The 23,672-nt window shown below is 70.6% G+C and carries 18 protein-coding genes; 8 read left to right on the forward strand and 10 right to left on the reverse strand.

The genetic code is table 11. The features are described from left to right. Window positions 1-12 precede the first annotated feature (12 nt). The 3 genes from AC4BEG_RS34315 to AC4BEG_RS34325 all read left to right on the forward strand — a co-directional run bounded on the left by AC4BEG_RS34315 (window position 13) and on the right by AC4BEG_RS34325 (window position 1,411). On the forward strand, window positions 13-339 hold the full coding sequence (locus AC4BEG_RS34315; protein ID WP_490703567.1) for an MmcQ/YjbR family DNA-binding protein: 327 nt from the start codon (window positions 13-15) through the stop codon (window positions 337-339). A 186-nt stretch (window positions 340-525) separates the two neighbouring features. Continuing rightward, a complete protein-coding gene (locus AC4BEG_RS34320; protein ID WP_490703568.1) occupies window positions 526-1,002 on the forward strand; it encodes a hypothetical protein in 477 nt (158 codons plus the stop codon). Window positions 1,003-1,111: 109 nt separating this feature from the next. Continuing rightward, window positions 1,112-1,411: a hypothetical protein gene (locus tag AC4BEG_RS34325; RefSeq protein ID WP_490703569.1), complete on the forward strand. Its 300-nt coding sequence runs from the start codon at window positions 1,112-1,114 to the stop codon at window positions 1,409-1,411. 360 nt (window positions 1,412-1,771) lie between these two features. Here AC4BEG_RS34325 and AC4BEG_RS34330 read toward each other — a convergent pair whose 3' ends face one another. Together AC4BEG_RS34330 and AC4BEG_RS34335 are read right to left on the reverse strand one after the other, a co-directional pair. Further along, on the reverse strand, window positions 1,772-2,080 hold the full coding sequence (locus AC4BEG_RS34330; protein ID WP_490703570.1) for an AzlD domain-containing protein: 309 nt from the start codon (window positions 2,078-2,080) through the stop codon (window positions 1,772-1,774). Beyond that, window positions 2,077-2,745 carry an AzlC family ABC transporter permease gene (locus AC4BEG_RS34335; protein WP_490703571.1) on the reverse strand — a complete coding sequence of 223 codons (669 nt, stop codon included), beginning with the start codon at window positions 2,743-2,745 and terminating at the stop codon, window positions 2,077-2,079. Before AC4BEG_RS34335 ends, AC4BEG_RS34330 begins: the two co-directional genes overlap by 4 nt. Window positions 2,746-2,811: 66 nt before the next feature. Here AC4BEG_RS34335 and AC4BEG_RS34340 point away from each other — a divergent pair, with 66 nt between their 5' ends. Next, window positions 2,812-3,393: a helix-turn-helix domain-containing protein gene (locus AC4BEG_RS34340; RefSeq protein ID WP_490703572.1), complete on the forward strand. Its 582-nt coding sequence runs from the start codon at window positions 2,812-2,814 to the stop codon at window positions 3,391-3,393. Window positions 3,394-3,441: 48 nt separating this feature from the next. Here AC4BEG_RS34340 and AC4BEG_RS34345 read toward each other — a convergent pair whose 3' ends face one another. Next, complete coding sequence (locus tag AC4BEG_RS34345) at window positions 3,442-4,218, reverse strand: FHA domain-containing protein (protein ID WP_490703573.1); 777 nt, start codon at window positions 4,216-4,218, stop codon at window positions 3,442-3,444. A 280-nt stretch (window positions 4,219-4,498) separates the two neighbouring features. Continuing rightward, window positions 4,499-4,690 carry a hypothetical protein gene (locus tag AC4BEG_RS34350; RefSeq protein ID WP_490703574.1) on the reverse strand — a complete coding sequence of 64 codons (192 nt, stop codon included), beginning with the start codon at window positions 4,688-4,690 and terminating at the stop codon, window positions 4,499-4,501. 5 nt (window positions 4,691-4,695) lie between these two features. On the opposite strand from AC4BEG_RS34350, the gene AC4BEG_RS34355 reads away from it, so the two are divergent. Next, a complete protein-coding gene (locus AC4BEG_RS34355; RefSeq protein WP_490703575.1) occupies window positions 4,696-5,025 on the forward strand; it encodes a hypothetical protein in 330 nt (109 codons plus the stop codon). A 26-nt stretch (window positions 5,026-5,051) separates the two neighbouring features. Beyond that, entirely contained in the window at window positions 5,052-7,580 is a 2,529-nt protein-coding gene (locus tag AC4BEG_RS34360) for an ATP-dependent Clp protease ATP-binding subunit (protein WP_490703576.1), read from the forward strand. 142 nt (window positions 7,581-7,722) lie between these two features. On the opposite strand, the gene AC4BEG_RS34365 is transcribed toward AC4BEG_RS34360, so the two are convergent. After that, window positions 7,723-8,892: a CapA family protein gene (locus AC4BEG_RS34365; RefSeq protein WP_490703577.1), complete on the reverse strand. Its 1,170-nt coding sequence runs from the start codon at window positions 8,890-8,892 to the stop codon at window positions 7,723-7,725. A 281-nt stretch (window positions 8,893-9,173) separates the two neighbouring features. On the opposite strand from AC4BEG_RS34365, the gene AC4BEG_RS34370 reads away from it, so the two are divergent. After that, window positions 9,174-10,037: a class I SAM-dependent methyltransferase gene (locus tag AC4BEG_RS34370; RefSeq protein WP_490703578.1), complete on the forward strand. Its 864-nt coding sequence runs from the start codon at window positions 9,174-9,176 to the stop codon at window positions 10,035-10,037. Between the two features lie 265 nt (window positions 10,038-10,302). On the opposite strand, the gene AC4BEG_RS34375 is transcribed toward AC4BEG_RS34370, so the two are convergent. From AC4BEG_RS34375 to AC4BEG_RS34395, 5 genes are all read right to left on the reverse strand, one after another. Next, window positions 10,303-11,559 carry an IS30 family transposase gene (locus AC4BEG_RS34375; protein WP_490703579.1) on the reverse strand — a complete coding sequence of 419 codons (1,257 nt, stop codon included), beginning with the start codon at window positions 11,557-11,559 and terminating at the stop codon, window positions 10,303-10,305. Between the two features lie 96 nt (window positions 11,560-11,655). Then, the gene (locus AC4BEG_RS34380; RefSeq protein WP_490703580.1) at window positions 11,656-13,551 is read right to left on the reverse strand and encodes a Xaa-Pro dipeptidyl-peptidase; all 1,896 of its coding nucleotides are present in this window, start codon (window positions 13,549-13,551) and stop codon (window positions 11,656-11,658) included. Window positions 13,552-13,632: 81 nt separating this feature from the next. After that, entirely contained in the window at window positions 13,633-13,863 is a 231-nt protein-coding gene (locus AC4BEG_RS34385; RefSeq protein WP_490703581.1) for a DUF5988 family protein, read from the reverse strand. 29 nt (window positions 13,864-13,892) lie between these two features. Further along, on the reverse strand, window positions 13,893-14,663 hold the full coding sequence (locus AC4BEG_RS34390) for an AfsR/SARP family transcriptional regulator (RefSeq protein ID WP_490703582.1): 771 nt from the start codon (window positions 14,661-14,663) through the stop codon (window positions 13,893-13,895). Between the two features lie 721 nt (window positions 14,664-15,384). Continuing rightward, a complete protein-coding gene (locus AC4BEG_RS34395; RefSeq protein WP_490703583.1) occupies window positions 15,385-16,197 on the reverse strand; it encodes an SAM-dependent methyltransferase in 813 nt (270 codons plus the stop codon). Window positions 16,198-16,443: 246 nt separating this feature from the next. On the opposite strand from AC4BEG_RS34395, the gene AC4BEG_RS34400 reads away from it, so the two are divergent. Further along, entirely contained in the window at window positions 16,444-23,670 is a 7,227-nt protein-coding gene (locus AC4BEG_RS34400) for a type I polyketide synthase (RefSeq protein WP_490703584.1), read from the forward strand. The last annotated feature ends 2 nt before the right edge of the window (window positions 23,671-23,672 follow it).

A 23,672-nucleotide genomic window follows, 5' to 3' on the forward strand; every position in this document is an offset into this window, starting at 1 on the left:
TACGGTCGAGCCATGACGACGTCCGACGATGTCCGCGAGATCGCTCTGTCGCTGCCCGAGACGACGGAGAAGGTCGCCTGGGCCATGCCCACGTTCCGGGTCGCCGGGAAGATGTTCGCCACGCTTCCCGAGGACGAGACGTCGATGGCTGTCCGATGCCCCAAGGTGGAGCGCGACGAACTCGTGCTCGCGGAGCCGGAGAAGTTCTGGATCGCCGACCACGAGGCCGGATTCGCCTGGGTCCGGGTCCGGCTCGGTGCGCTGGACGACCTCGAGGAGTTGCGGGACATCATTCTCGACTCCTGGCGGCAGGCCGCCCCCACCAGGCTGCTGGGCTGAATCCGGGCACCTGCGCGCCATCCCTCTCCGCATCGCCCCCGCAATCACGTCATTCCTCGAAATGCGCCGGTATTTCCGTTCGAGGACGTCACCGACACGGGTGAAAGCGGGGCCACTTCTGGGTTATCGGAGTGCTGGATTCCGCTGAGCGGGGTTCCCTGGAGAGGGATCGGCAAGGGAGGCCGCATGGTGCACGGCCACAGGACGAGCCGCTCCGCGGAGCGCCGCGGACCCTGCGCGACCGTACTGGTCGTGCTGCTGGCGATGACACTGCTGCACACCCTGCTGTCCCTGGGCGCCTCCCAGGCCCCGTCCCCTGACCTGGGCCATTGCGGTGCGTTCCGTGTCCCGGCCCCGACCGCCACCGCGCCGCGCGCCGAGGATGAGCCCTCCGAGGCGGCGCGGCCCGCCGCGCTGCCTGTCCGGGAGACCGACGGCCACCCCGCCGGGGCCGGGCACACCGGAAACGCCGGTCATGCCGGACGGGCCTGCGCCACCTCGGTCGCCGGTGCCCGCTCGCTGTCGACCGCGCCCGGCCATGTGGTCCTCGCCGCGGCCCGCGGACGACTCGCCGACCACACCTCCGGCACCGGCACCTTCGACACCGGGCCGGAGCCGTCGGCCCTCCAGTTCTCCTCGCGCAGCGTCGTTCTGCGCTGCTGACCGGCCCCGGGCCGTCCGTATCCCGCTCGCCGTGGGTGCCCCGCGGGCTGCGGGGACGGTCCGCCCTGCCGGTCAGCAGTCAGACGTCCGACAGCGCAGGAGTACAGCCATGCCTCTCGATGTCCACGCCGCCATGCGGGCACTGATGCGAGCCGAAGCGGCCCGGTGCCCGTCCGTCCCGACCAACGCCACCCCGCCGCCCCTGCCCGCGATCGACCCGGAGGACCCGATGATGGACCCTCCCGATCCCACCGGGGATTCGCGGCCGGTCACCGCCGCCGTGGCGGTCCCGGCGAACGTGCCGCGGCGGCGTCCGCCGAGGCCGTACCGTCTCCGGGCCCTGCTGCACGCCCTGCGGCGGATCTGGTCGTTCCCTCTGGTCCGGAGCGGACCAGCCGGGGAACGGTGACACCACCCGTAGGACACCACCGGTGTGCGACGACCGCTCACCCAAGAGCGTTGCACATCGGCCGTGTTCACGGACCGATGACCCCGACCGCGCGCACCGGGGCCGATGACCGGCCGGCGCGCCCGTCACGGCATTGGTCCGGCTCTTCAAGCGCCGGTCCCTGACCGTCCGTTCGACAGGAGTCTCTCGCGCTGCGCCACGGCCCAGGCGTAGCCGGGAGTCGGCGCCTCCGCTTGTCTGTCCAGGACTTCGAGGGATGCGGCCCGGTTCCCCGTCGCTCCCCAGTCTGCCGACCGGGTCGGACAACGGGGCTGTACCGCCTGCTCGTTGACCGTCCTATCCACCCCTCGGTCGGACGGGTCAGGGGACACCGGCGAGGCGCAGCAGCGCGGTGGTGGTGGCCGCCGCGGCCACCACGGCCATGAACGGGGCCTTCCGCCAGGCGAGAACGGCCCCCGTCAGCACGCCCGCCGGACGGGCCCAGCCCGCGAAGCCGTGTCCCTGGGCCAGGGCGGCGGTTGCCAGCAGTGCGACAAGCAGCACCGCCGCCCCGATGGAGAGCAGCCGCTGCGCCTCGGCGGACGGCTGGAACCGGCCGTGCAACAGGGGACCGGCCAGCCGGAAGCCGTACGTTCCCACGGCCAGCAGGAGAAGAGCCATCAGGGTCATGACGTCCTCCCGGCGGCGAGCAGCCCGGCGAGCGCGAGCAGCACCGGCAGCCCCGGGGGTAGGAAGGGGGTGGCGGCCAGCGCCAGGGCGGCTCCGGTGAGCGCGGCACGGCGGGTGCGGGTGTCCCGCAGGGCGGGGAGGGTGAGGGCGAGCAGGACGGCCGGATAGGCGGCGTCCAGCCCCAGCGCGTCGGTGTCGCCCAGCGCGTTCCCGGCGAGGGACCCGGCCAGCACACCGACGTTCCAGGTGGCGAAGAGGGCGAGACCGGAGAGCCAGAAGGCGGCCCGGCGGCGGGCCGGATCGCGCTGGGCGAGGGCGAAGGCCGCGGTCTCGTCGGTGATCAGATGAGCCCCGAGCAGCCGGGCGGCCCGGCTGGACCCCAGCGAGTCGGCGAGCGTCAGACTGAACGGCACGGTGCGGGTGTTGAGCAGCAGTCCGGTGGCCGCGGCGGCGAGCGGACTGCCACCCGTCAGCAGAATGCCGACCGCGCTGAACTGGGCCGCGCCCGCGAAGACCACGAGCGACATGGCCACGGGCAGCCATGCGGGCATGCCCCCGGCGACCGCGATGGCGCCGAAGGAGAGGCCGATGACGCCATCGGCGAGACAGACCAGGGCTACATCACGCAGCAGACGGGGATCGTCTGTTCGGCAAAACGAACGCATGTTTTCTACAATGGACGCATGGGAAGTTGTTCGTCAAGGCGAACGATCGTACTTCTGGAGCGAACGATGACTGATGGTGCCCCCGCCCCCGCCCCCGCCCCTCGTGTGCCGCTGGAGCGGATCGCCGCGTCGCTGCGCCATGAGCGCACCCGGGCCGGGATCTCCCTCTCCGAGCTGGCCAAGCGCGCCGGGATCGCGAAGTCCACGCTGTCCCAGCTCGAGTCGGGGACCGGCAACCCCAGCGTGGAGACACTGTGGGCGCTGAGCGTGGCGCTCGATGTGCCGTTCAGTGCCCTGGTCGACCCGCCGCGTCCCGCGGTCCAGCTCATCCGCGCGGGCGAGGGCCCCTCCGTGCCCTCGGAGCGCGCCGACTACCGCGCCACCCTGCTGTCTTCGAGTCCGCCGGGCGCACGGCGGGATGTGTACTTCCTGCGGGTGGAGCCCGGCCCCGCGCGGGAGTCGGACCCCCATATGCCGGGCACCGTCGAGCACTTGATCGTGGGGACCGGGCGGGTGCTGGCCGGGCCGGGCGATGAGCCGGTCGAGCTCGCGGCCGGGGACTATCTGTCGTACCCGGGCGATGTGCCGCACATCTGCCAGGCGCTGGAGCCGGGCACCACCTGCGTCATGATCATGCAGCACCTGTGAGCCTCGGCCGCCGGTGCGGTGGCGGGCCCGTGGCGGTCGCGCGGTCCCTCAGCCGGGGAACTCGTCCTCGATCAGCTCCAGATCGGGCGGTACCAGCGTCGTCGACTCCACCAGCCCCTTGAGGAGGTTGTGCAGCAGAGTGTGATCGCTCGGACCGGCGGACTCCCGGTCCCGCACCACCGGATAGGGGAAGTCGCCGCCCTTGGACAGCCGGTGGCGCACGGCCTCGACCTTGTGCTCGATCCGGCGCTTGGACCACTTCGCGGCCGGGCGCAGACCGGCGAGTTCGGCGGCCGCCTCCCGGTAGCACAGCGGCCGCGGGCCCGCCTCGTACAGCAGATAGCGCTGGCCCAGCACCACCAGGACCAGCCGCTCGTCCTCCTCGAGATGCCATCGCCTGGGCGGCACTGTGATGGCGGCGTGACGGGGCACCAGCCCGTCGCCCTCGTGGTCGGTCACATACAGCTCGACAAGGTGTTCCCGGGGACCCGAGCCCTTCACGAACAGCGGGGTGTATCCGGCGGCCAGCGGGATCGGCTCGGTACTGGTGTGCATCATTTGGCCGCGAGGCAGCCGCAGCAACTGCTGTCCGGTGTTCCGCAGCCACCACTGCCGGTCGTGGTAGGTGAGTTCGCCGTGGCGCCGGCTCACCCGGAGGTCGTCCTCGCCGACCCGCAGATCGATCTCCGGCTCACCGCCGCGCCCGAACCGGATGGTCGCGCCGGGCCGCGGCGCCACCGCGAGCCCACCGGTGAGCGAACGCGCGTGCAGGGTGCCCGGCCGGGAGGGAGTGACGCCGTAGGCGAGACTCCGGGGGTGGTTCATCCTGGCTCTCCTTGGCGGTCGGATCAGTGGCGGCGTCAGGCCGAACGCAGCGCCGCGGCGGCCGAGCGGGCGAGAGCGCACCGTGGCTCCCCGCACCCATAGCCGGATCTCCGCTGCGGACAGCGCGCGGATCGAACCTACTGGGTGAGGGAAGCGGGGGTGCTGCGCTTACATACGGTGCAAGGCTGATTCACACTCCGCTCACATCATCACCATGTGTGCGGAGATTGTGAGCAGAGCGCGATGGAGGCCCATGCTCTCCATCATGCCCACGACAGAGTCAGCCGAAGCCCGGCAGATGCGCGATCGCTCCCGGGTGACGGGCGGCCGGCCGCAGCAGGCGGATCGTGCAGCGCACCACCTGTCCCTTGACCCGGGCTGCCATGCCACCGCGCAGCACGAGTTCCGTGTTCGCGGCCATGGTGGCGGCCCAGACCGCCGTGTCCGGGTCGAGGTCCTCGGGGCGCGCCACTCACGATGTGTTTCGGCGATCTCGGAGGCCAGTTCGAGTCCGGTCGGCCCGCCACCGACCGCCGACAGTTCGCCGGGGTCGGCGTGCGGCTGCCGAGCGCGTACACCAGCCGGTCGTACGGCAGTTCGCGGCGGTCGTCCATGGCGACCCGGCGGGCGGTGGGGCCGGTCCGCGTGGCGCGGGCGGCGACTTGGGTTCGGGACCTGGCGGCGGCCGGAGCGGACGCGTTCACGGTCGGCTCGGCGGCCGCGGCCTTCGCCCCGGGCCTGGAAACCCGGAGGGGGCAGCTCAGCGCGATCACGGCGGCCGTGGCGCACCCGGACGGCGGGGCATAGACAGCGATCACCCGTAAAATAGTGATATGGGCAGCGGCAACGACGGGCCTGAAGACTTCGGGCCAGACCCACTGGGCGATTTCCTCGCACGCTTCCTCGGGACCGGGCCGGCCGGGCAGCGGTCCGACTCCCGCCATGTCGACTTTGGCCGTCTGATGAGCGAGACGGCACGGAACCTGGTTTCCTCCGCCGCGTCGTACGCCGCCGAGCACGGCAGTACCGACCTGGACACCGAGCATCTGCTGCGGGCGGCGCTCCTCGCCGAACCCACCCGCACGATGGTCAGCCGCGCCGGAGCCGACCCCGACCGGCTCGCCGAGCAGATCGACCGGGAGGCGGGGGAGGGCCCGCCGCGCAACTCGGTGGCCGTCACCCCCGCGGTCAAGCGGGCCCTGCTCGACGCCCATGAAATAGCCCGCTCCCGGGGCTCCTCCTACATCGGCCCCGAACATGTGCTGATCGCGCTGGCCGCCAACCGGGACTCCACGGCGGGCCAGATCCTCAACGCCGCCCGCTTCGAACCCCGGCCCAGCCCTCAGGGCGGTCTCGCGGCGGGAGCCGGCCCGGTGGACCAGCGGCCCGTGATGGACCGCCGGAACACCCCCAGCCTGGACCGTTTCGGCCGCGATCTGACCGAGCTGGCCCGCGAGGGGCGCATCGACCCGGTGATCGGCCGCGAAGAGGAGATCGACCAGAGCATCGAGGTGCTCGCCCGCCGGGGCAAGAACAACCCGGTGCTCATCGGCGAGGCCGGGGTCGGCAAGACCGCCGTCGTCGAGGGACTGGCCCAGCGGATCGCCGACGCCGATGTGCCGGACATCCTGCTCGGCCGCCGGGTCATCCAGCTCGACTTCGCGGGCATCGTGGCGGGCACCCGCTTCCGCGGTGACTTCGAACAGCGGCTCACCGGCATCATCGACGAGATCCGTGCCAACTCCGACGAGTTGATCATCTTCATCGACGAGCTGCACACCGTCGTCGGCGCCGGAGGAGGCTCCGAAGGCGGCTCGATGGATGCCAGCAACCTCCTCAAGCCCGCACTCGCCCGCGGGGAACTCCATGTCATGGGGGCGAGCACCCTCCAGGAGTACCGCCAGTACATCGAGAAGGACGCCGCGCTCGCCCGCCGCTTCCAGCCCATCATGGTCCCCGAGCCCACCACCGCGGCCGCCGTGTCCATCCTGCACGGGCTGCGCGACCGCTACGAAGCCCACCACCAGGTCCGCTACACCGACGAGGCGCTGTTCGCGGCCGTCGAACTCGCCGACCGCTATCTCACCGACCGCTTCCTGCCCGACAAGGCCATCGACCTGATGGACCAGGCCGGAGCCCGGGTCCGGCTGCGCTCCAGCGCCCGGGGCACCGATCTGCGCGCCCTGGAGCGCGAAGTCGAACAGCTCACCCGGGACAAGGACCAGGCCGTGGCATCCGAGCAGTACGAGCGCGCCACCTCGCTGCGCGACCGGATCGCCGAGCTGGGCGCCCGGATCACCGAAGGGTCCGGCACCCAGTTCCACGGCACCCGGGTGTCCGAGGTCGCCGTCGAGGACGTCGCCGACATCGTGTCCCGGCAGACCGGGATCCCCGTCAGCAGCCTCACCCAGGAGGAGCGGGACCGGCTGCTCGGCCTCGAGGAACACCTCCACCAGCGGGTCATCGGGCAGGAGGAGGCCGTCTCGGCCGTGTCCGACGCCGTACTGCGCTCCCGCGCCGGTCTCTCCGACCCCGACCGCCCCAGCGGCAGTTTCCTCTTCCTCGGCCCCACCGGCGTCGGCAAGACCGAACTCGCCCGCGCCCTGGCCGAGGCGCTCTTCGGCAGCGAGGACGGGATGATCCGCCTCGATATGAGCGAGTACCAGGAGAAGCACACCGTCAGCCGTCTCATCGGCGCCCCGCCCGGCTATGTGGGCCACGAAGAGGCCGGGCAGCTGACCGAAGCGGTGCGCCGGCAGCCCTATTCACTGGTGCTCCTGGACGAGGTGGAAAAGGCCCACCCGGACGTGTTCAACATCCTGCTCCAGGTCCTCGACGACGGCAGGCTCACCGACGCGCAGGGCCGCACCATCGACTTCAAGAACACCGTCATCGTGATGACCAGCAACCTCGGCTCCGAGGCCATCATCGGACGCGGCGCCGTCCTCGGCTTCGGCGGCGGGGATGAGGAGGCCGACGAGGAGGCCCGCAAGGAAAGGGTGCTGCGGCCGCTGCGCGAACACTTCCGGCCGGAGTTCCTGAACCGCGTGGACGAAACCGTCATCTTCCGACGTCTCGCCGACGAACAGCTGCGCCAGATCACCGATGTGCTGCTGGAGGAGACCCGGCGCCGGCTGCGCGCCCAGGACGTCCCCGTCGACTTCACCCCGGCCGCGGTCGAATGGCTCGCGCAGCGCGGACACCAGCCGGAATACGGGGCCCGGCCGCTGCGCCGCACCATCCAGCGCGAGGTGGACAACCCGCTCTCCCGGATGCTGCTCGGCGGCACCCTGCGTCCGCACCGGCGGGTCGAAGTGGACGTGGAGGACGGCAAGCTGGCGTTCCACACGGGGAACAGCTGAGGCCCGTCACGTGGGCGACGGCCCCTGTACCCACCTTTGTGCGGGTACAGGGGCGTTGGGCCATGTCCATCCAGTCCGAACAGCCCATCCAGCCCATCCAGTCCGAACAGTCCGGACGCCGGGCAGGGACACCTCAGCGGTGTCAGCGGCCCATGGCGAGCCCGTCCTTCTTGCCGCCACGGCTGAGCACCGCCTCTTGGATGGTGCTCAGTGCGCTGCTCCAGCCACCGTCGCCGGGGCTCTTCTCCAGTGCGCGGGGCAGGTTCACCAAGGAGATCGGGTCGTTGTCCACGGCGTGCGGGATGTACTCCGCCTTCTTCACCCGCCACGCCTTGCCCTCGGCGGCGGGAGGGGAGAAGGTGAAGCGAGCCGCCGAGCCCATCTGACCGCGCTTGTCACCCATGACGCCCGCGATCTGGTCACCCATGCCATACACCACCCAGGTGCCGTTGACCTTCTCGTACGCCTGCGGGATATGGGCGTGGGTGCCGATGATGAGGTCGATGTCACGGCGACCGTGGTCGGCGGACGCGGTGAGCTTCTTGGCAAGGGAGAGCTGGAGCTTGTCCGGGTCCTGCTGCCACTCGGTGCCCCAGTGCACACTCACCACGACCACATCGGCCCCGGCCCGCCGGGCGGCCCGCGCGTCCTTGATGATCCGCTTCGGGTTGATGACATTGACCAGCCATGGCTTGCCCTCGGGCACCGGAATGCCATTGGTGCCGTAGGTGTACGCGAGCTGCGCCACCTTGGCGCCACCGGCCACCATCAGGGCGGGGCGGGTGCTCTCGGCGGCGGAGCGCGCCGAACCGGCGTGCTTGAGCCCGGCGCGGTCCATCGCGTCCAGGGTGCGGACCACCCCGTCCGTTCCGGCGTCCAGCGTGTGGTTGGAGGCGGTGGAGCAGGAGTCGTAGCCAAGTTTCTTGACGGCTTGGGCGAGTTGGGGCGGGGTCTTGAAGGTGGGATAGCCGGTGAACGGACCCTCATCGGCGCCGTAGACCGTCTCCATGTGGCAGATCGCCAGATCGGCCTGGGCGACGGTGGGCGCCGCCGCGGCGATCATGTGCCGGAAGTCATAGCCGTTGCCACCCGCGTCCGCCCGCGCCTGACGGATGACCGAGTCATGGACGAGGAGGTCACCCGTGGCCACCAGGGTGAAGTCCCTGGTGGGCTTTCCCTTGAGCGCGGCGGCCGACTTGGAGGGCTTCTCCTCGGCGTCCGGGCCGGCGGATGTCCCGCCGCTGCAAGCGCTGACGGTTCCGATCAATGCGGCGGCGAGGATCGCCGTCCGATGGCGTCGGTGAGGGGACACGGTTCACTCCGCACTCGTATGGGGGAATATCGGTCGGATTGTCATATTTATATGCACCGAGTGGGGGGTCCTTGCGGAGTGGTGCGGAGCTTCACCGGATCGGCGGACCAGATGCACCCGAGCCGACCACAGGCGCGCGAGGCCGCCCGGCGGTCGTGTGGCAGTCCCGGCCACCTGTGAAGGTCGGGTGAACTCCCCTTATGTCACAGCAGGTTGATGGTGCTGGGATCGCCGAGCTGAGAGGATGGCGGCGCTACGCCACGTCAGGGGGAGGAAGCACCGTGCAGGTCGGTCAGCCCAGCATCACCGCCCGTGCGGCGGCCGCTTTACGCGCGGCCCACCAGGAGCTGGAAGGGGGCCGGGTGTTCCACGACCCGCTGGCGCTTCGCATCCTGGGTCCCGACACCGACGATCCGGTGGTCGCGGTGGCATTCCGGCCCGAGGGGGAGCGGAGCCGGCTGACCGTGGCCGCCCGCGCCCGCTTCGCCGAGGACGCGGTCGCGGCGGCCGTGGAGCGCGGGGTGCGGCAGTGTGTGGTGCTGGGGGCGGGGCTGGACACCTTCGGCTGCCGCAATCCGCACACATCGGCCGGTCTGCGGGTGTTCGAGGTGGACCATCCCGCGACTCAGGAGTGGAAACGGCACCGGCTGGCCGAGTCCGGGATCGCCGTACCGCCGTCCCTGACCTTCGCACCGGTCGACTTCGAGCAGTCGGGTCCGGCCGAGGGGCTGGGCGCGGCGGGATTCGACGCGGGCCGTCCGGCGTTCTTCCTCTGGCTGGGTGTGGTGCCGTATCTGACCCGCGCCGCCGTCTTCGACACACTCGGCTTCATCGCGGGGCTGCCCGCCGGGTCCGGAGTGGTGTTCGACTACGGAGAGCCATCGGGATCCCTGCCGCCGGAGCAGCGCGCCGTACGCGAGGCGCGTGCGGCGTGGGTGGCCGAGGCAGGTGAGCCGTTCCTGAGCTACTTCACCCCGGAGGAGCTGGTGTCCGCCCTCCACAGCCTGCGCTTCTCGGCGATCGAGGACATCCGCTACGGCGATCTCGCGGCGCGTTACACGGGCGGGGCAGACGCGGATACGGCCGAGGTGTCCTCGGACATGGGAGCCCGTGTGGTGCACACCTGGCGGTCCGCGATCCGCTGAGGCACGAGGGCCCGTCTTCAAAGGGGCCGCCGGACGCCCCCTTTCAAGACGGACCCTAGGGGCACTCAAGCCGCACCCCGCACGATGAGGGAGTGTTCCCACTGACGGGTCGCGGCCCAGTGCCCGAGATGTATGTCGGATGTGTCCCTGAGATCGGACAGCTGATGGCGTGGATCCACCAGATCGTCCATCAGGCGCTGATCAGACGCAGGGGGTGAGGCCCGAGCCGCTTTGGCGAATTCCAGGGGTCGTAGCAACACAGTGATCAACTGGCTGTCGCCAGGAGCTTAGCGAGGCGCTCGGCTGGGGTTTCCCAGTCGAGCGTTTTGCGTGGGCGACTGTTGAGTTCGGCGGCGACGGTGTCGAGGTCGTCCCGGCTGTGTCGGGACAGGTCGGTGCCCTTGGGGAAGTACTGCCGCAGCAGGCCATTGGTGTTCTCGTTCGAGCCGCGTTGCCAGGGGCTGCCCGGATCGCAGAAGTAGACCGGGATGTCGGTGGCGAGGCTGAAGGAGTGATGGGCGGCCATCTCGGCACCCTGGTCCCAGGTCAGAGACCGCTTCAGGTGGGGCGGCAGGGTCTGGACGGTGTCGGCCAGCGCCTGGCGGACGGCCGATGCTGCGTGGCCGTTCGGGAGGTGGACCAGCATGAGGTAGCGGGTGCTGCGTTCGACGAGTGTGGCGATGGCTGAGCGGGAGTTGCTGCCGACGATGAGATCGCCTTCCCAGTGGCCGGGGACAGCCCGGTCAGCCACTTCGGCGGGCCGCTCTCTGATCATCGCCATGGGGTGCGGGAATCGCTGTCTGCGGCGGGCGGAGTGGCGGTGGGGCTTGCGGACGGCTCGTCCGGTCCGCAGTGCGCGGGTCAGCTCGCGTCGGAGTTCACCGCGGCCTTGGACGTAGAGGGCCTGGTAGATCGTCTCGTGGACCACGTGCATCTCCGGCCGGTCACGGAACTGTCTGCGCAGAGCCTGGCAGATCTGCTCCGGGCTCCACCGCCGGGCCAGGTGGTCCTGGATGAAGTCGCGCAGCTCGGGGTTCTGCCCGATCTTGGCTGGCTTGGGCCTCGGTCGGCGCTTGTCCGCCCGGCGCTGGGCGGCGTGGCGCCGGTAGTACCAACGACCGTCGGGGAGGGTGGTCCGGTTTCGACGGATCTCCCGGCTGATGGTTGAGGGGCTGCGGCCGAGCTCGGCCGCGATCGTCCGGACGGTGGCCTTTTCCCGCAGCCGGTCGGCTATGTGGATGCGGTCGGCCTCACGCAGGTAGCGCGAGGGGCCGGCTGACCCCTCAGCCACGGGAACGAGGTGAGGCGGCACCACCCCGGTGATAGGTAGTGCCGCCTTTTGATGGCGGTACGCACTGCGGCCGTTACGCCATCGCCTGCCGGTCTTCGAGTTGATGCCGACGATCCGGCAGGCGTCCTCATAGGGGGTTCCTTGATCCACAAGCCGAAGGTATTCCTCCCGCTCCCGGACCAACTGCTTCCGGCCCTGCGGTTTCCGGTCGTCCCGGATCTTGAAGTCCATCGCACCCCTGAAGTGGGGTGTTGCGACGACCACTAGAACTCAAGCTTTCGGCTCGGGCCTCAGTCTCGTCGTTCTGGTGAACGTGACTCAACGCCCTTATTTGTGCGGTGCGTTGAGGCCCTTTGTCGGGGTCACCGGCACGGCGATCCGGCTGGCGCCCAGGTCCACCGTCACCTTCGCCGCGGTGGCGTTCTCGAAGTAGAGGAAGTCGGCGTCGGTGCCGCCGAGGACCAGTCCGAGCCGGTGCCCCGGCTTGATCCGGTAGTCGTTGGGCAGGGTCCGCCAGGTGATCCGGGCGTACTCTCCGGGGGGCATCGGCTCGGGGGTGCTGGCCGAGTGGCGGTTCTGCGCGTCCATCCAGCCACGGGCGATCACCTCGAACGGTTTGGTGGCCGTCACATGGGCGGTTTTCTTGTAGCAGGCGTTGTCCTGGACAGTGCTCTCACCGTGGCACGACTCCTTGGCCAGCCCTCGCAGACCGTCGTGGATCCCGTTCTGCGGTTCGTTCCGCGCCCAGTCGATCCGCTCGTCCTCGCCGTAGTCGACCAGCAGGGCCGTGAGGTTCGAGGTCGACCTGTCCAGGGAGACCCGCAGATCCACGGTGGGGGTACCCGACAGTCGTACCGCATGCGGCAGCGGCGGGGTGACGAACGCCAGCCGTCCGGGCCGGGCCACCGAGGGGTCGGTGATGAGATCGGCCTCGCTCAGCTTGGTGTCCGTGAAGGAGCCGGTGCCTTGGGCGGGTTGGGGTGAGAGCGAGCCGTCGGGTGCCGGACGCAGGGACACCGAGGAGGTGTGCGCGGGCCAGTCGGCCTGAGTCGTCCAACTGTCCGGCCCGGTCTGGAGGTCGACCCGGGGTTCGTCCGTGATCCCGTTCCGCAGGCCGTACAGCCAGTGGTCGAACCAGCGGTGCACGGTGGAGACCCAGCGCGCACGCCGTCCGGGCCAGTCGAAGGGATCGGTGTGCCCGTAGTGTCCGAGCCAGAGCTTGCGCGGCACATCGCGCTGCGTCAGCGGCGCCCACCAGTTGGCGAACTGGTCGATGCGCACGTTGTAGTCGTTGGTGTCGTGGACCACGAACACACTGGCGCGGACCTTGCTCGCCTCGGGCGCCGGTGGCGCGAGGTAATTGCGTTCGTGCCAGTAGTCGTTGTAGTTGCCGGTGGCGTCGTCCTCACCGGCCGCGAGTGCGTCACGGACCGCTTGGCACTTGGTGTCGGGGTCGGAGTCCAGCTCACCGGCCAGCCAGGGCCCGAAGCCGTTCCAGTGCTTGGCGCCGTTGTGGCGGGCGAAGTCGTACCAGGAGCTGATCGCCGATATGGGGACGATGGTCTCCAGCCCTTCCACTCCCGTCCCCGCCACGGCGTTGGCCAGGGTGCCTTCGAAGGAGTGGCCGATCATTCCGGCCTTGCCGGTGGACCAGGTGGCCTTGACCTCGCTGCCGTCCGGCCGGTACGCGGTGGCGCGGCCGCCGAGCCAGTCGATGGCCGCCTTGGCCGCCGCCACATCGGCGGTACCTCCGACGGTCGGGCAGCCGTCGGACCTGCCGGTCCCCGTCGAGTCCACATCGACGACGGCGTAGCCGCGGGGTACGAAGTAGTTGTCATAGAACAGTGGGAAACTCACCGGGTTGCCGTGGTCGTCCCAGGACTTCTTCTCCGCCTCGAATCCGCGGCCGACGGTGTCGCTGTAGGGGCTTGACATCATGATGGTCGGCACCTTGAGCCCCTGCTGCGTCTCCTTGGGGCGGATGATGTCGACGGCCGCCCGGTCCTGGTGGCCGTCAACGTCGCTGTCGACGGGGGTCTGGACCATGATGTGTTCGCGGACGGCATCCTGGTAGGAGAAGACCGGCTGGGTGCGGCCATGGGCCACACGGATGGACGGCGTCTCCGGGGTGCGGGCCGACGACGGCCCGGCGAGGAGGGTGGCGAGACATGCCGATACCGCGGACGCGGCGATCACGACCCGCCACCATCGTGAGGTGAGCACGCGGACCTCCTGGTCGCTGGGAAACACAAAAGGTCCGGCCCGGGGACAGCCAACCGTGGCTGTCCCCGGGCCGGAGGGGAGCTACTCCGCGATCTTCGTCCGCCCGGTCCAGCGGAAGGTCGCCGGGGTGAAGTCATCCGCGGTGCCGACGAGTTCGAAATGCTCATATCCATCGCGATGCTGGATCTTGAGCTTTCTGGAGGTGAGGGACGATCGCTCGGTCTGGTGCGCCCGTGGCAGATCGTCCGGACCGCCTTCGAGAACGACATCGACCTCGGTGTCGTCCGCCAGGAATCCGATGTGTTCGTTCATCTGTACCCCTCGGTTCATCCGCGGATTTCCTATGCGGGGACCTGAAGTTCAAGCCGGTCATCCGAGGTGAGGATGGCCCGCTGCATGTCCTGGAGGGCCCGGCAGGGCTCCAGCCCGAGTTCTTCGTTGAGTGTTTTGCGTGCTGCCTGGTAGACGTGCAGGGCATCCGCCCGGCGGCCGCAGCGGTAGAGCGCCAGCATCAACTGGCGGTGCAGAGCTTCCCGCAGGGGGTGCTCGGTGGTCAGCTGGTAGAGGTCACTCACCAGTTCACGATGGCGGCCGAGCATAAGCCGGGAATCGGTGAGCATCTCAACGCACTCCAGACGGGCCTCTTTCAACCAGGTCTGAAATCCCTCCAGGATCGGTCCATGGCAAACGTCGTCCAGCAGCGGGTCGCGCCAGAGGTCGAGTGCGGATTCGAAGGCGGCGGTGGCCTGCTTGTAGCGGCCTTCCCGAAGATGGTTCCGGCCCTCGCCCACCAGACGTTCGAAACAATGGAAGTCGAGTTCGTCGGGGCCCAGTTGCAGGACATAACCCGGGGTCCGGGTCTGTACGGGGCTTTCGCTCCGACCGGGGCGGCGCAGGAACTTTCGAATCTGCGAGACATATACATGGAGTCCCGCGACGGCCCGCCGCGGCGGATCCTCTCCCCAGATCTCCGCGATGAGCTGGTCGATCGGAACGACCTGGTCAGCGCGGACCAGAAGAACGGTCAGCAGGACCTCGATCTTTCGGGCCCTGATGGTTAATTTCTTCTCCCCCTCGACCACCCGGAGGGGGCCCATGATCTCATATCGCACGGTACGTCCCATCCCAGTATCCGACGGGTGCGGTTGGCGGGCAGCTGGGACGGGCTCTGGTGTGTCGATCAGGTCGCCGGCCCCGACTGCCCGGGGGGCATGGCGGTCTGTCGGTCCCGGGGCCGCGCCGCCCCGAGGGGGATGGGAAGAAGCAGGAAACCGCCGAGCCGCCCACGTGTGAAAAGTGGTCCGAGTGTGCCTCGCGGCACGGTGACGGACGGTGCCGCCGGAGCCGCCGACTCACGTCGTTCGCGACTGCCATTACTCACCCCTCATTTATCGCGGACCTGCCGGTGATTGGGAGAACGGACGAGCGAGTTGTGCTACGGCAGGTACCCCAGATCGTAAGCGCCTCTTATGACTATCCACCCCGCCTTGAATCCGGATATACGCATCCTCGAGCCGCTGCACCCGGCCGAGAGAATACGGTGCTCTCGTTGACGGGGACAACCATGTGATACGAGATCTTGATGCCGTTCAGCATGGTCAGTACGGACCGATGGTTATTCTCGGAGCAGTCCAGAAGATCGGGGTCCGGATTCCTTGGATCGGCAGGCGTTGTAGCCAGCGAAGAGAATACGCGGACCGACTCGGCCGGGACAAGCGGTCTCCAGCGAGCTCTAGGTGTTGCCCGCGCCGATGATGAGGAGTGGGTAATCCCGGACTCCAGAGGTCCGGTGCCCTACCGAACGTTTGGGATAAACGTCGGAATCTGTCTGGTTCATGGTTTGTGCGCGACCACGATCGCACACCCCGCGCTGGGTACCGTCGGCAGCGCGGACTTGGCGGCGTCGAGTACTTCCTGGACGCTGACACCGTGCCGCTGCTCGAACTCCCGGCGGCAACGGAGGATGCCGTCGATCATGCGGTTGGCGGTGTCCTTGGTGTGTTCGGTGACATCGGTGAGTTCATCGAGTGTCAGCCCGGCATCGCTGATCAGACCGGGCCAGTCCGCAAGCCGGGTCAGCGAGGTGACGACCTTGGGGTCGTCCTCCGGCCGGTAGCTGCCGTCGCTCGGCGGCGTGACATCCGTCAGCACCAGCCGCCCTGCGGGCCTCAGCACGCGGGCCATCTCCCGCAGTGCCGTTGGACGGTCCATGTGATTGATCGATTCGAATGCGAGGACGGCGTCGAATGACGCGTCGTCGAAAGGCGTGGCCATGGCATCGGCGTACTGAAAGGACACCCGATCGGACAGCTGATCGATTCGGGCGGATTCGGTCGCCTGTTTGACCTGGAGCTCGCTGATCGTGATGCCCACAACATGGGCGCCGGTGGCCGATGCCACCCGCAGCGCGGGTTTCCCGATACCGCAGCCGGCATCCAGCACCCGGTCTCCAGGGCCCACCCGCAGCCGTTCGATGAGCAGATCGGTGAAACGATCCGTGGCTTCCTGCACGGAACTGGTGTCTGACGGGCCGTCCCAGTAGCCGAAGTGGAAGTTGTCGTCCCACGCCATCTGCAACAACGGCCCGAGCGTGCTGTAGTAGTCCGACACCGTGCCGTCCGGCGGTACGGATGAGGGGGATGTCATGGCACTCCTCCTGATTCTCGGAAGATCCGGTCGGCCATCAAGGGCCCGGTCGGGCCCACCCGTCAAGTCATGATCCGGGGTGCCGTTAACGCGTCTCTAAAGTCACCGGCCGCAGAACCTTTTGGTCTGCCTTTAGACCTGCGCCGCAGGATGGGCGAAGTGCTCGCACCGATCATCAATCCGGAGCGGGAGTGCCTCCCATGACCAAGGACACGCTCACGATTTCCCAGCGCCCCCAGCGGTGTGATGGATAGCGCCGCGCCCACCCCGACACCTCGGCCCGCGGAGCCCGTCGCCGTGGTGGGAATGGCCTGCCGACTGCCCCAGGCGCCCAGCCCGTCGGCGTTCTGGCGGCTGCTGCGGCACGGTGTCGACGCCATCACCGCGATGCCGGCCGACCGCCGCCGCCCCGGGGCCACCACCGGCCACGACCGTCCGGAGACGGCCTGGTCCGGCGGATTCCTGGACCGCGTCGACACCTTCGACGCCGGTTTCTTCGGCATCGCGCCGCGCGAAGCGGTGGCCATGGACCCCCAGCAGCGGCTGATGCTCGAACTCGCCTGGGAGGGGTTGGAGGACGCCGGAATCCGCCCTGGGACACTGAGCGGCAGCGCCACCGGTGTTTTCGTGGGCGCCATCTGGGACGAGTACGCCGACCTGCTGCGCCGCCACACCACAAACGCCCGGCCGCGGCACGCCATGACCGGAGTGCACCGCAGCATCATCGCCAACCGCATCAGTTACGGATACGGGCTGCGCGGCCCCAGCATCACCGTGGACACCGCACAGTCCTCCGGGCTGGTGGCCGTGCACACCGCGTGCGAGAGCCTGCGGCGACAGGAATGCGTCCTGGCGCTGGCCGGTGGAGTCAACCTCATCCTCAGCGAGGACAGCATGGAGGCCGCCGCCGCCCAGTTCGGCGGACTCTCCCCGGACGGCCGCTGCCACACCTTCGACGCCCGCGCCAACGGCTTCGTCCGCGGCGAGGGCGGCGGGATCGTGGTGCTGAAACCACTCGACGCCGCCGTCCGCGACAGTGATGCCGTCTACTGCGTCATCCGCTCCGGCGCGGTCAACAACGACGGCTCCACCGACGGTCTCACGGCTCCCAGCGCGGCGGCACAGGAAGAGGTGATACGCACCGCACACCTGCGGGCCGGGGTCGCGTCCGCCGATGTCCAGTACGTCGAACTCCACGGCACCGGAACCCCCGTGGGCGATCCGGTCGAAGCGGCCGCGCTCGGTGCCGCCCTCGGCACCGCCAGGACCGACGGCACCCCGCTGCTCGTCGGCTCCGCCAAGACCAACGTCGGCCACCTGGAAGGCGCCGCCGGAATCGTCGGACTCCTCAAGACCGCCCTCAGCATCCACCACCGGCAACTCCCGCCCAGCCTCCACTACTCCACCCCTAACCCGCGTATCGCACTGGCCGACCTCGGACTGCGGGTCCAGGACAGCCTCACCGACTGGCCCCGCCCCGACCGGCCGCTGCTCGCCGGTGTCAGCTCCTTCGGCATGGGCGGAACCAACTGCCACCTGGTACTCGCCGAACCACCCGCCCCGGTCGAACCCCCCGCTGTCGTCCAGCCACCCGTCCCGGCCGAAGCCCCCGCTCCCGCGGCGCAACTCGCCGCCGTGCCGTGGGTAATCTCCGCGAAGAGCGCGGCGGCCCTGCGCGCCCAGGCGGTACGGCTGCGTGACCGCCTCGACGCGGTCGAACACCCCGGTGACACCCCGGAGGACATCGCACACGCCCTGGCCACCACCCGGACGGCGTTCCCCCACCGCGCCGTCATCCTCGGCGGCGAGGACGACCCTGACGCACTGGCCCGCGGACTGGACGCCCTCGCCCAGGACACCGAAACCACCGGGCTGACCCGGGGCCAGGCGGCGGACGGCGGCCTCGCGGTGCTCTTCAGCGGCCAGGGCAGCCAGCGCCCCGCCATGGGCCGGGAGCTGTACGCCGCCCACCCGGCCTTCGCCACCGCCCTGGACGAGGTGTGCACGCACCTGGACCGCCACTTGGACCGGCCCCTGCGCGAGGTGGTGTTCGACCGGCACACCGTGGCCCTGGACCGGACCGCGTACACCCAGCCCGCGCTGTTCGCCGTCGAAGTGGCCCTGTTCCGGCTGGCCGAGACCTGGGGACTGCGCCCCGACTGGCTGATGGGCCACTCCATCGGCGAGCTCGCCGCCGCCCATGTGGCCGGAGTGCTCCCCCTGCCCGACGCCTGCACCCTGGTCGCCGCCCGCGGCCGGCTCATGCAGTCCGTGACGGCCTCCGGCGCGATGGCAGCCTGGCAGGCCACGGTGGACGAAGCCACCGCGGCCCTCGCGGGGGCGGAAGGCCGCCTCGCCATCGCCGCCGTCAACGGCCCCTCGTCCGTGGTGGTCTCCGGCGACCGGGACGCCGTCCACCAGGCCACCGACACCTGGCGGGCCCGCGGCCGCAAGGCCCATCTGCTCAAGGTCAGCCACGCCTTCCACTCACCCCACATGGACGGCGTCCTCGACGAACTGCGCACCGTCGCCGCCGGATTGACCTTCACAACCCCGGCCATTCCCATCGTCTCCAACGTGACCGGCCGGTTCGCCACCGCCGAACAGCTCGCCTCGCCCGACTACTGGGCGCGGCACGCCCGGGACGCGGTCAGGTTCATGGACGGTGTGCACACCCTCCGCGACACCGGCGCCACCACGTTCATCGAACTCGGCCCGGACGCCCTCCTCGCCGCCATGACCCGTGAATGCCTCGCCGCACGCCCCGGCACGGCCCCCGGCCGGCCCCGCCCCGCCGCCCTGGCGGTACTGCGCCGCGACCGTTCCGAGAGCCGGACCTTCGCCACCGCGCTGGCCCAGGCGTATGTGCGCGGCGCCGATGTGCGCTGGGAGCGGGCCTTCGCCGAGCGCTCCCACCGACGCGTGACTCTCCCGACCTACGCCTTCCAGCGCGAGCGCCACTGGCCCGACACCGCGCTCCCCCCCGAGCCCGTCCCGGGCATCCCACCCGCCGCCGAGCACAGCGCGGGACAGGACCGTAGCCCGGCCCCGGCGCGCGCGGCCGGGATGCTGGACACCGTCCGTACCCATGCGGCCGCCGTCCTCGGACACACCGATCCGCGTGCCGTCGAACCCGGCCTGACCTTCAAAGAGCTCGGCTTCGACTCACTGGCCGCGACCGAACTCAGCGAACGGCTCGCCGAGGCCACCGGTCTGCCCCTCACCGCCACCCTCACCTTCGACCACCCCACCCCACGCGCCGTCGCCGCACATCTGCGCACCGCCGCCACCCCGGCCACCCCGTCCGCCCCCGCACCGGCCGCCGCGCACCTGGACGACGACCCCATCGCCGTCGTGGCCATGAGCTGCCGCTATCCGGGAGGCGTCGACTCGCCGGAGGCGCTGTGGCGGCTGGTGGCCGACGGCGTGGACGCTATCGGGGAGTTCCCCCGCGACCGCGGCTGGGACCTGGCCGCGCTCTTCGACCCCGACCCGGACCGCCCCGGTACCAGCCACGCACACGAGGGCGGATTCCTGTACGACGCGGCCTGCTTCGACGCGGAGTTCTTCGGCATCAGCCCACGCGAGGCACTGGCGGCCGATCCGCAGCAGCGGCTGCTGCTGGAGACCGCGTGGGAGGCGTTCGAACGGGCGGGCATCCGCTCCACCGCCCTCAAGGGCAGCCCGACCGGTGTGTTCGTCGGGGTGACGCCCCAGGACTACGGACCGCGGCTGCACGAAGCGCCCAAGGGGCTCGACGGCCATCTGCTCACCGGTGGCACCCCGAGTGTGGTGTCCGGCCGGGTGGCCTTCACCTTCGGACTCGAGGGACCCGCGGTCACCGTGGACACCGCCTGCTCCTCCTCGCTGGTGGCCCTGCACCTGGCCGCGCAGTCCCTGAGCCGGGGTGAGTGCTCGCTCGCGCTGGCGGGCGGGGTCACCGTGATGGCCGCCCCCGGCATGTTCACCGGCTTCTCACGGCAGCGCGGACTCGCCCCCGACGGACGGTGCAAACCGTTCGCCGCGGCGGCCGACGGCACCGGATGGGCCGAAGGAGCGGGCCTGGTCCTGCTGGAACGGCTGTCCGACGCACGGCGCCACGGCCACCCGGTGCTGGCGCTGATCCGAGGCTCCGCGGTCAACCAGGACGGCGCGTCCAACGGGCTCACCGCCCCGAACGGACCCTCGCAAGCGCGGGTGATCCGCCACGCCCTCGCCACCGCAGGACTCGCGCCCGCCGAGGTGGACGCCGTCGAAGCACACGGGACGGGCACCACACTCGGCGACCCGATCGAGGCCCAGGCGCTGCTGGCCACCTACGGACAGGACCGGCCGGACGACCGGCCGCTGTGGCTCGGCTCCCTGAAGTCGAACATCGGCCACACCCAGGCCGCGGCCGGGGTGGCCGGTGTCCTCAAGATGGTGATGGCGCTGCGCCACGGCACCCTGCCGGCCTCTCTGCACATCGACGCACCGAGCCCCCATGTCGCCTGGGGCAGCGGTGCGGTGCGCCTGCTGACCGAACCGGTCGTCTGGCCGGAGACCGAACGTCCCCGCCGGGCGGCCGTGTCCTCCTTCGGTATCAGCGGCACCAACGCGCATCTGATCGTGGAACAGGCCCCCGAACTTCCCCCCTCCGACGCGGCCGGTGCCGCCGCGCCGGAGGGGATGCCGCACGGTGTGTTGCCGTGGGTGCTGTCCGCGCGGAGCGCGAAAGCCCTGCGCGGCCAGGCCCGGGCGCTGGCCGATCACTTGGCCACCGCCCCCGGGGCATCGCCGGTGGACCTCGGCTGGTCGCTGATCAGTACCAGGTCGGTGTTCGAGCACCGGGCCGTACTGGTCGGCGAGGACCGCGCCACGCTGGCGGCGGCCGTCGCGGCACTGGCCGCGGGGGAGAACCACCCGGCTGTGGTGGGGCCCGGAGCGATCCGTCCCGGCACCGGCACGGCAGACGGCGGGGGACCGGTTCTGGTGTTTCCGGGACAGGGATCGCAGTGGGCGGGGATGGGCGCGGCACTGCTCGACACCTCGCCGGTGTTCGCGGCGCGCGTCGCGGAGTGCGAGCGGGCACTGACCCCGTATGTGGACTGGTCGTTGACCGATGTGCTGCGCGGCGCCGAGGGTGCGGCGGACCTGGGCCGGGTGGACGTGGTGCAGCCGATGCTGTGGGCGGCGATGGTGTCCCTGGCCGCCGTATGGGCCGCGTACGGTGTGCGCCCCGCGGCCGTGGTGGGCCACAGCCAGGGCGAGATCGCGGCGGCCGTGGTGGCGGGCGCCCTCTCCCTGGATGATGCCGCCCGGATCGTGGCCGTGCGCAGCCGGGCGCTGCGGCAGCTCGCGGGCGGTGGCGCCATGGCCTCGCTCGGACTCGGCCGGGAACGCGCGACGGAGCTGCTGTCGCGCCTCGGCGACCGGGCGGACGCGGTGGTGGTGGCGGCCGTCAACGGGCCTGAGTCCACCGTGGTGTCCGGCCCGCCCGAGCAAGTGGCGGCGGTGGTGGAGGAGTGCCGGAAGGAGGAGGAACGGGCGCGGCCGATCGAGGTGGACTACGCCTCCCACAGCCCCCAGGTCGACCGCGTCACCGATGAACTCACCGCCTCCTTGGGCGGAGTCGAACCCCTCACGTCACCCGTTGACGAGGTGGCGTTCTACTCGGCCGTGACCGGTGGCCGGGTGGCCGCTGAGGAGCTCGACACCGGGTACTGGGTGCGCAATCTGCGGGAGCAGGTGCGGTTCGCCGACGCGGTCGAAGCGCTGCTGGCCAATGGCCACCGGGTGTTCATCGAGGCCAGCACCCATCCGGTGCTCACCATGGGCATGCGCGAGACGTTCGAACAGGCCGGGATCGACGCCGTCGTGGTACCCACCGTGCGCCGTGACCACGGCGATCCGGCCCAGCTGACACGGTCGTTGGCGCAGGCGTTCACCGCTGGGGTGGACGTGGACTGGACGGCGCTGTTCCCAGCAGAGCCTCGCCCCCGAACCGTCGAACTGCCCACCTACGCCTTCCAGCGCGACCGTTACTGGCTGGACGTCACCGGTGGCCGGGGCGGTGATCCGGCCGACCTCGGACTGACCGCCGTCGGGCATCCGCAGCTGGGCGCCGCCGTACGGCTCGCCGACGGCAGCAGCCAGGTGCTGACGGGCCGGCTTTCGGCACAGACCCATCCTTGGCTGGGCGAGCACACGGTGGCCGGGATGACACTGGTGCCCGGGGCCGCTGTGGTGGAGTGGGCGCTGCGGGCCGCCGACGAAGCCGGCTGCGACGCGGTGGAGGAGCTCACCCTGCGGCAGCCACTCATCTGGCCCGAGACGGGCGGCCTCCGGATACAGGTGGTGGTCGGCCCGGTGGGTGACGACGGGCGCCACGACGTGGCGGTGTACTCCCGCCCCGACAACGGCGTGCACGCGGACACCGACTGGAGTTGCCACGCCGTGGGCGTGCTCGGCCCGTCCGTCCCCGAGGACCGGACGGCGGAGCTGACCGTGGCCTGGCCGCCGCCGGGCGCGCGGCCGGTGGACATCGACGGGTGCTACGCACACCTCGCCGCCTCGGGGTACGCATACGGTCCGGCGTTCCAGGGGCTGCGTGCGCTGTGGCGCGACGGTACCGATCTGCTGGCCGAAGTCGAACTGCCGCGGTCCGCCGGGGAACCGGGCGGGTTCGGTGTCCACCCGGTGCTGCTGGACGCCGTACTGCACCCGGTACTGCTGGACGATACCCGTGAACCGGAGGGGCGGGTGCGGCTGCCGTTCGCCTTCAGCGGGGTGTCGCTGTGGGCGACCGAGGCGACCACGGTCCGCGTACGGCTCACCGCGCCACCGCCCGGCCCGGACGGTGGACGGGAGGTGCGGGTGGTCGTCGCCGACGCCGTGGGGGCGCCGGTGCTGACCGTCGACGCGCTGGTGACGCGTCCGGCCGCGGCCGACCAGCTGAAGGCCACGGCCCCGCGCACCGCGGCCACCGCCAACGGCGGGACGCGCGTGCGGCGGCGCACCGCGGCCGCCACCGGCGAGCGGTCCGTCGACTGGGCCGCCCTGCTGACGGGGCTGTCGGCGGCGGACCGACACCGGCAGTTGCTCCATCTGGTTCGTGACCACGCCGCCACGGTGCTGGGGCACACCGACGCCAACGCCGTACACGCCGACGTCAGCTTCAAGGAACTGGGCTTCGAGTCCCTGACCGCCGTCGAACTGCGCGACCGCCTCGCCGCCGCCACCGGGCTGCGGCTGCCCGCGGCACTCATCTTCCGCTACCCGACCCCGGCGGGGGTGGTGAACCATCTGGTGCGGCGGCTCGCACCCGAGGAAACCACCACCGCCACGTCCAGCGCCTCCGCCCCGGTGGCCGTACCGGTGCAACCCCGCACGTCCCGTCGTCCCGCGGCCCAACTGAGCGCGGCGGAACGGCTGGAGTCCGCGTCCGCGGATCAGGTCCTTGACTTTATCGACAACGAGCTTGGTGTGTCCTGAAT

The organism is Streptomyces sp. JLBJ103 (genome assembly GCF_058215575.1).

Coding starts and splice junctions, on each gene's coding strand:
- AC4BEG_RS34315 (WP_490703567.1), top strand. CDS start 13: ATGACGACGTCCGACGATGTCCGCGAGATCGCTCTGTCGCTGCCCGAG.
- AC4BEG_RS34320 (WP_490703568.1), top strand. CDS start 526: ATGGTGCACGGCCACAGGACGAGCCGCTCCGCGGAGCGCCGCGGACCC.
- AC4BEG_RS34325 (WP_490703569.1), top strand. CDS start 1,112: ATGCCTCTCGATGTCCACGCCGCCATGCGGGCACTGATGCGAGCCGAA.
- AC4BEG_RS34330 (WP_490703570.1), bottom strand. CDS start 2,080: ATGACCCTGATGGCTCTTCTCCTGCTGGCCGTGGGAACGTACGGCTTC.
- AC4BEG_RS34335 (WP_490703571.1), bottom strand. CDS start 2,745: ATGCGTTCGTTTTGCCGAACAGACGATCCCCGTCTGCTGCGTGATGTA.
- AC4BEG_RS34340 (WP_490703572.1), top strand. CDS start 2,812: ATGACTGATGGTGCCCCCGCCCCCGCCCCCGCCCCTCGTGTGCCGCTG.
- AC4BEG_RS34345 (WP_490703573.1), bottom strand. CDS start 4,218: ATGAACCACCCCCGGAGTCTCGCCTACGGCGTCACTCCCTCCCGGCCG.
- AC4BEG_RS34355 (WP_490703575.1), top strand. CDS start 4,696: ATGTGTTTCGGCGATCTCGGAGGCCAGTTCGAGTCCGGTCGGCCCGCC.
- AC4BEG_RS34360 (WP_490703576.1), top strand. CDS start 5,052: ATGGGCAGCGGCAACGACGGGCCTGAAGACTTCGGGCCAGACCCACTG.
- AC4BEG_RS34375 (WP_490703579.1), bottom strand. CDS start 11,559: ATGGACTTCAAGATCCGGGACGACCGGAAACCGCAGGGCCGGAAGCAG.
- AC4BEG_RS34385 (WP_490703581.1), bottom strand. CDS start 13,863: ATGAACGAACACATCGGATTCCTGGCGGACGACACCGAGGTCGATGTC.
- AC4BEG_RS34395 (WP_490703583.1), bottom strand. CDS start 16,197: ATGACATCCCCCTCATCCGTACCGCCGGACGGCACGGTGTCGGACTAC.
- AC4BEG_RS34400 (WP_490703584.1), top strand. CDS start 16,444: ATGGATAGCGCCGCGCCCACCCCGACACCTCGGCCCGCGGAGCCCGTC.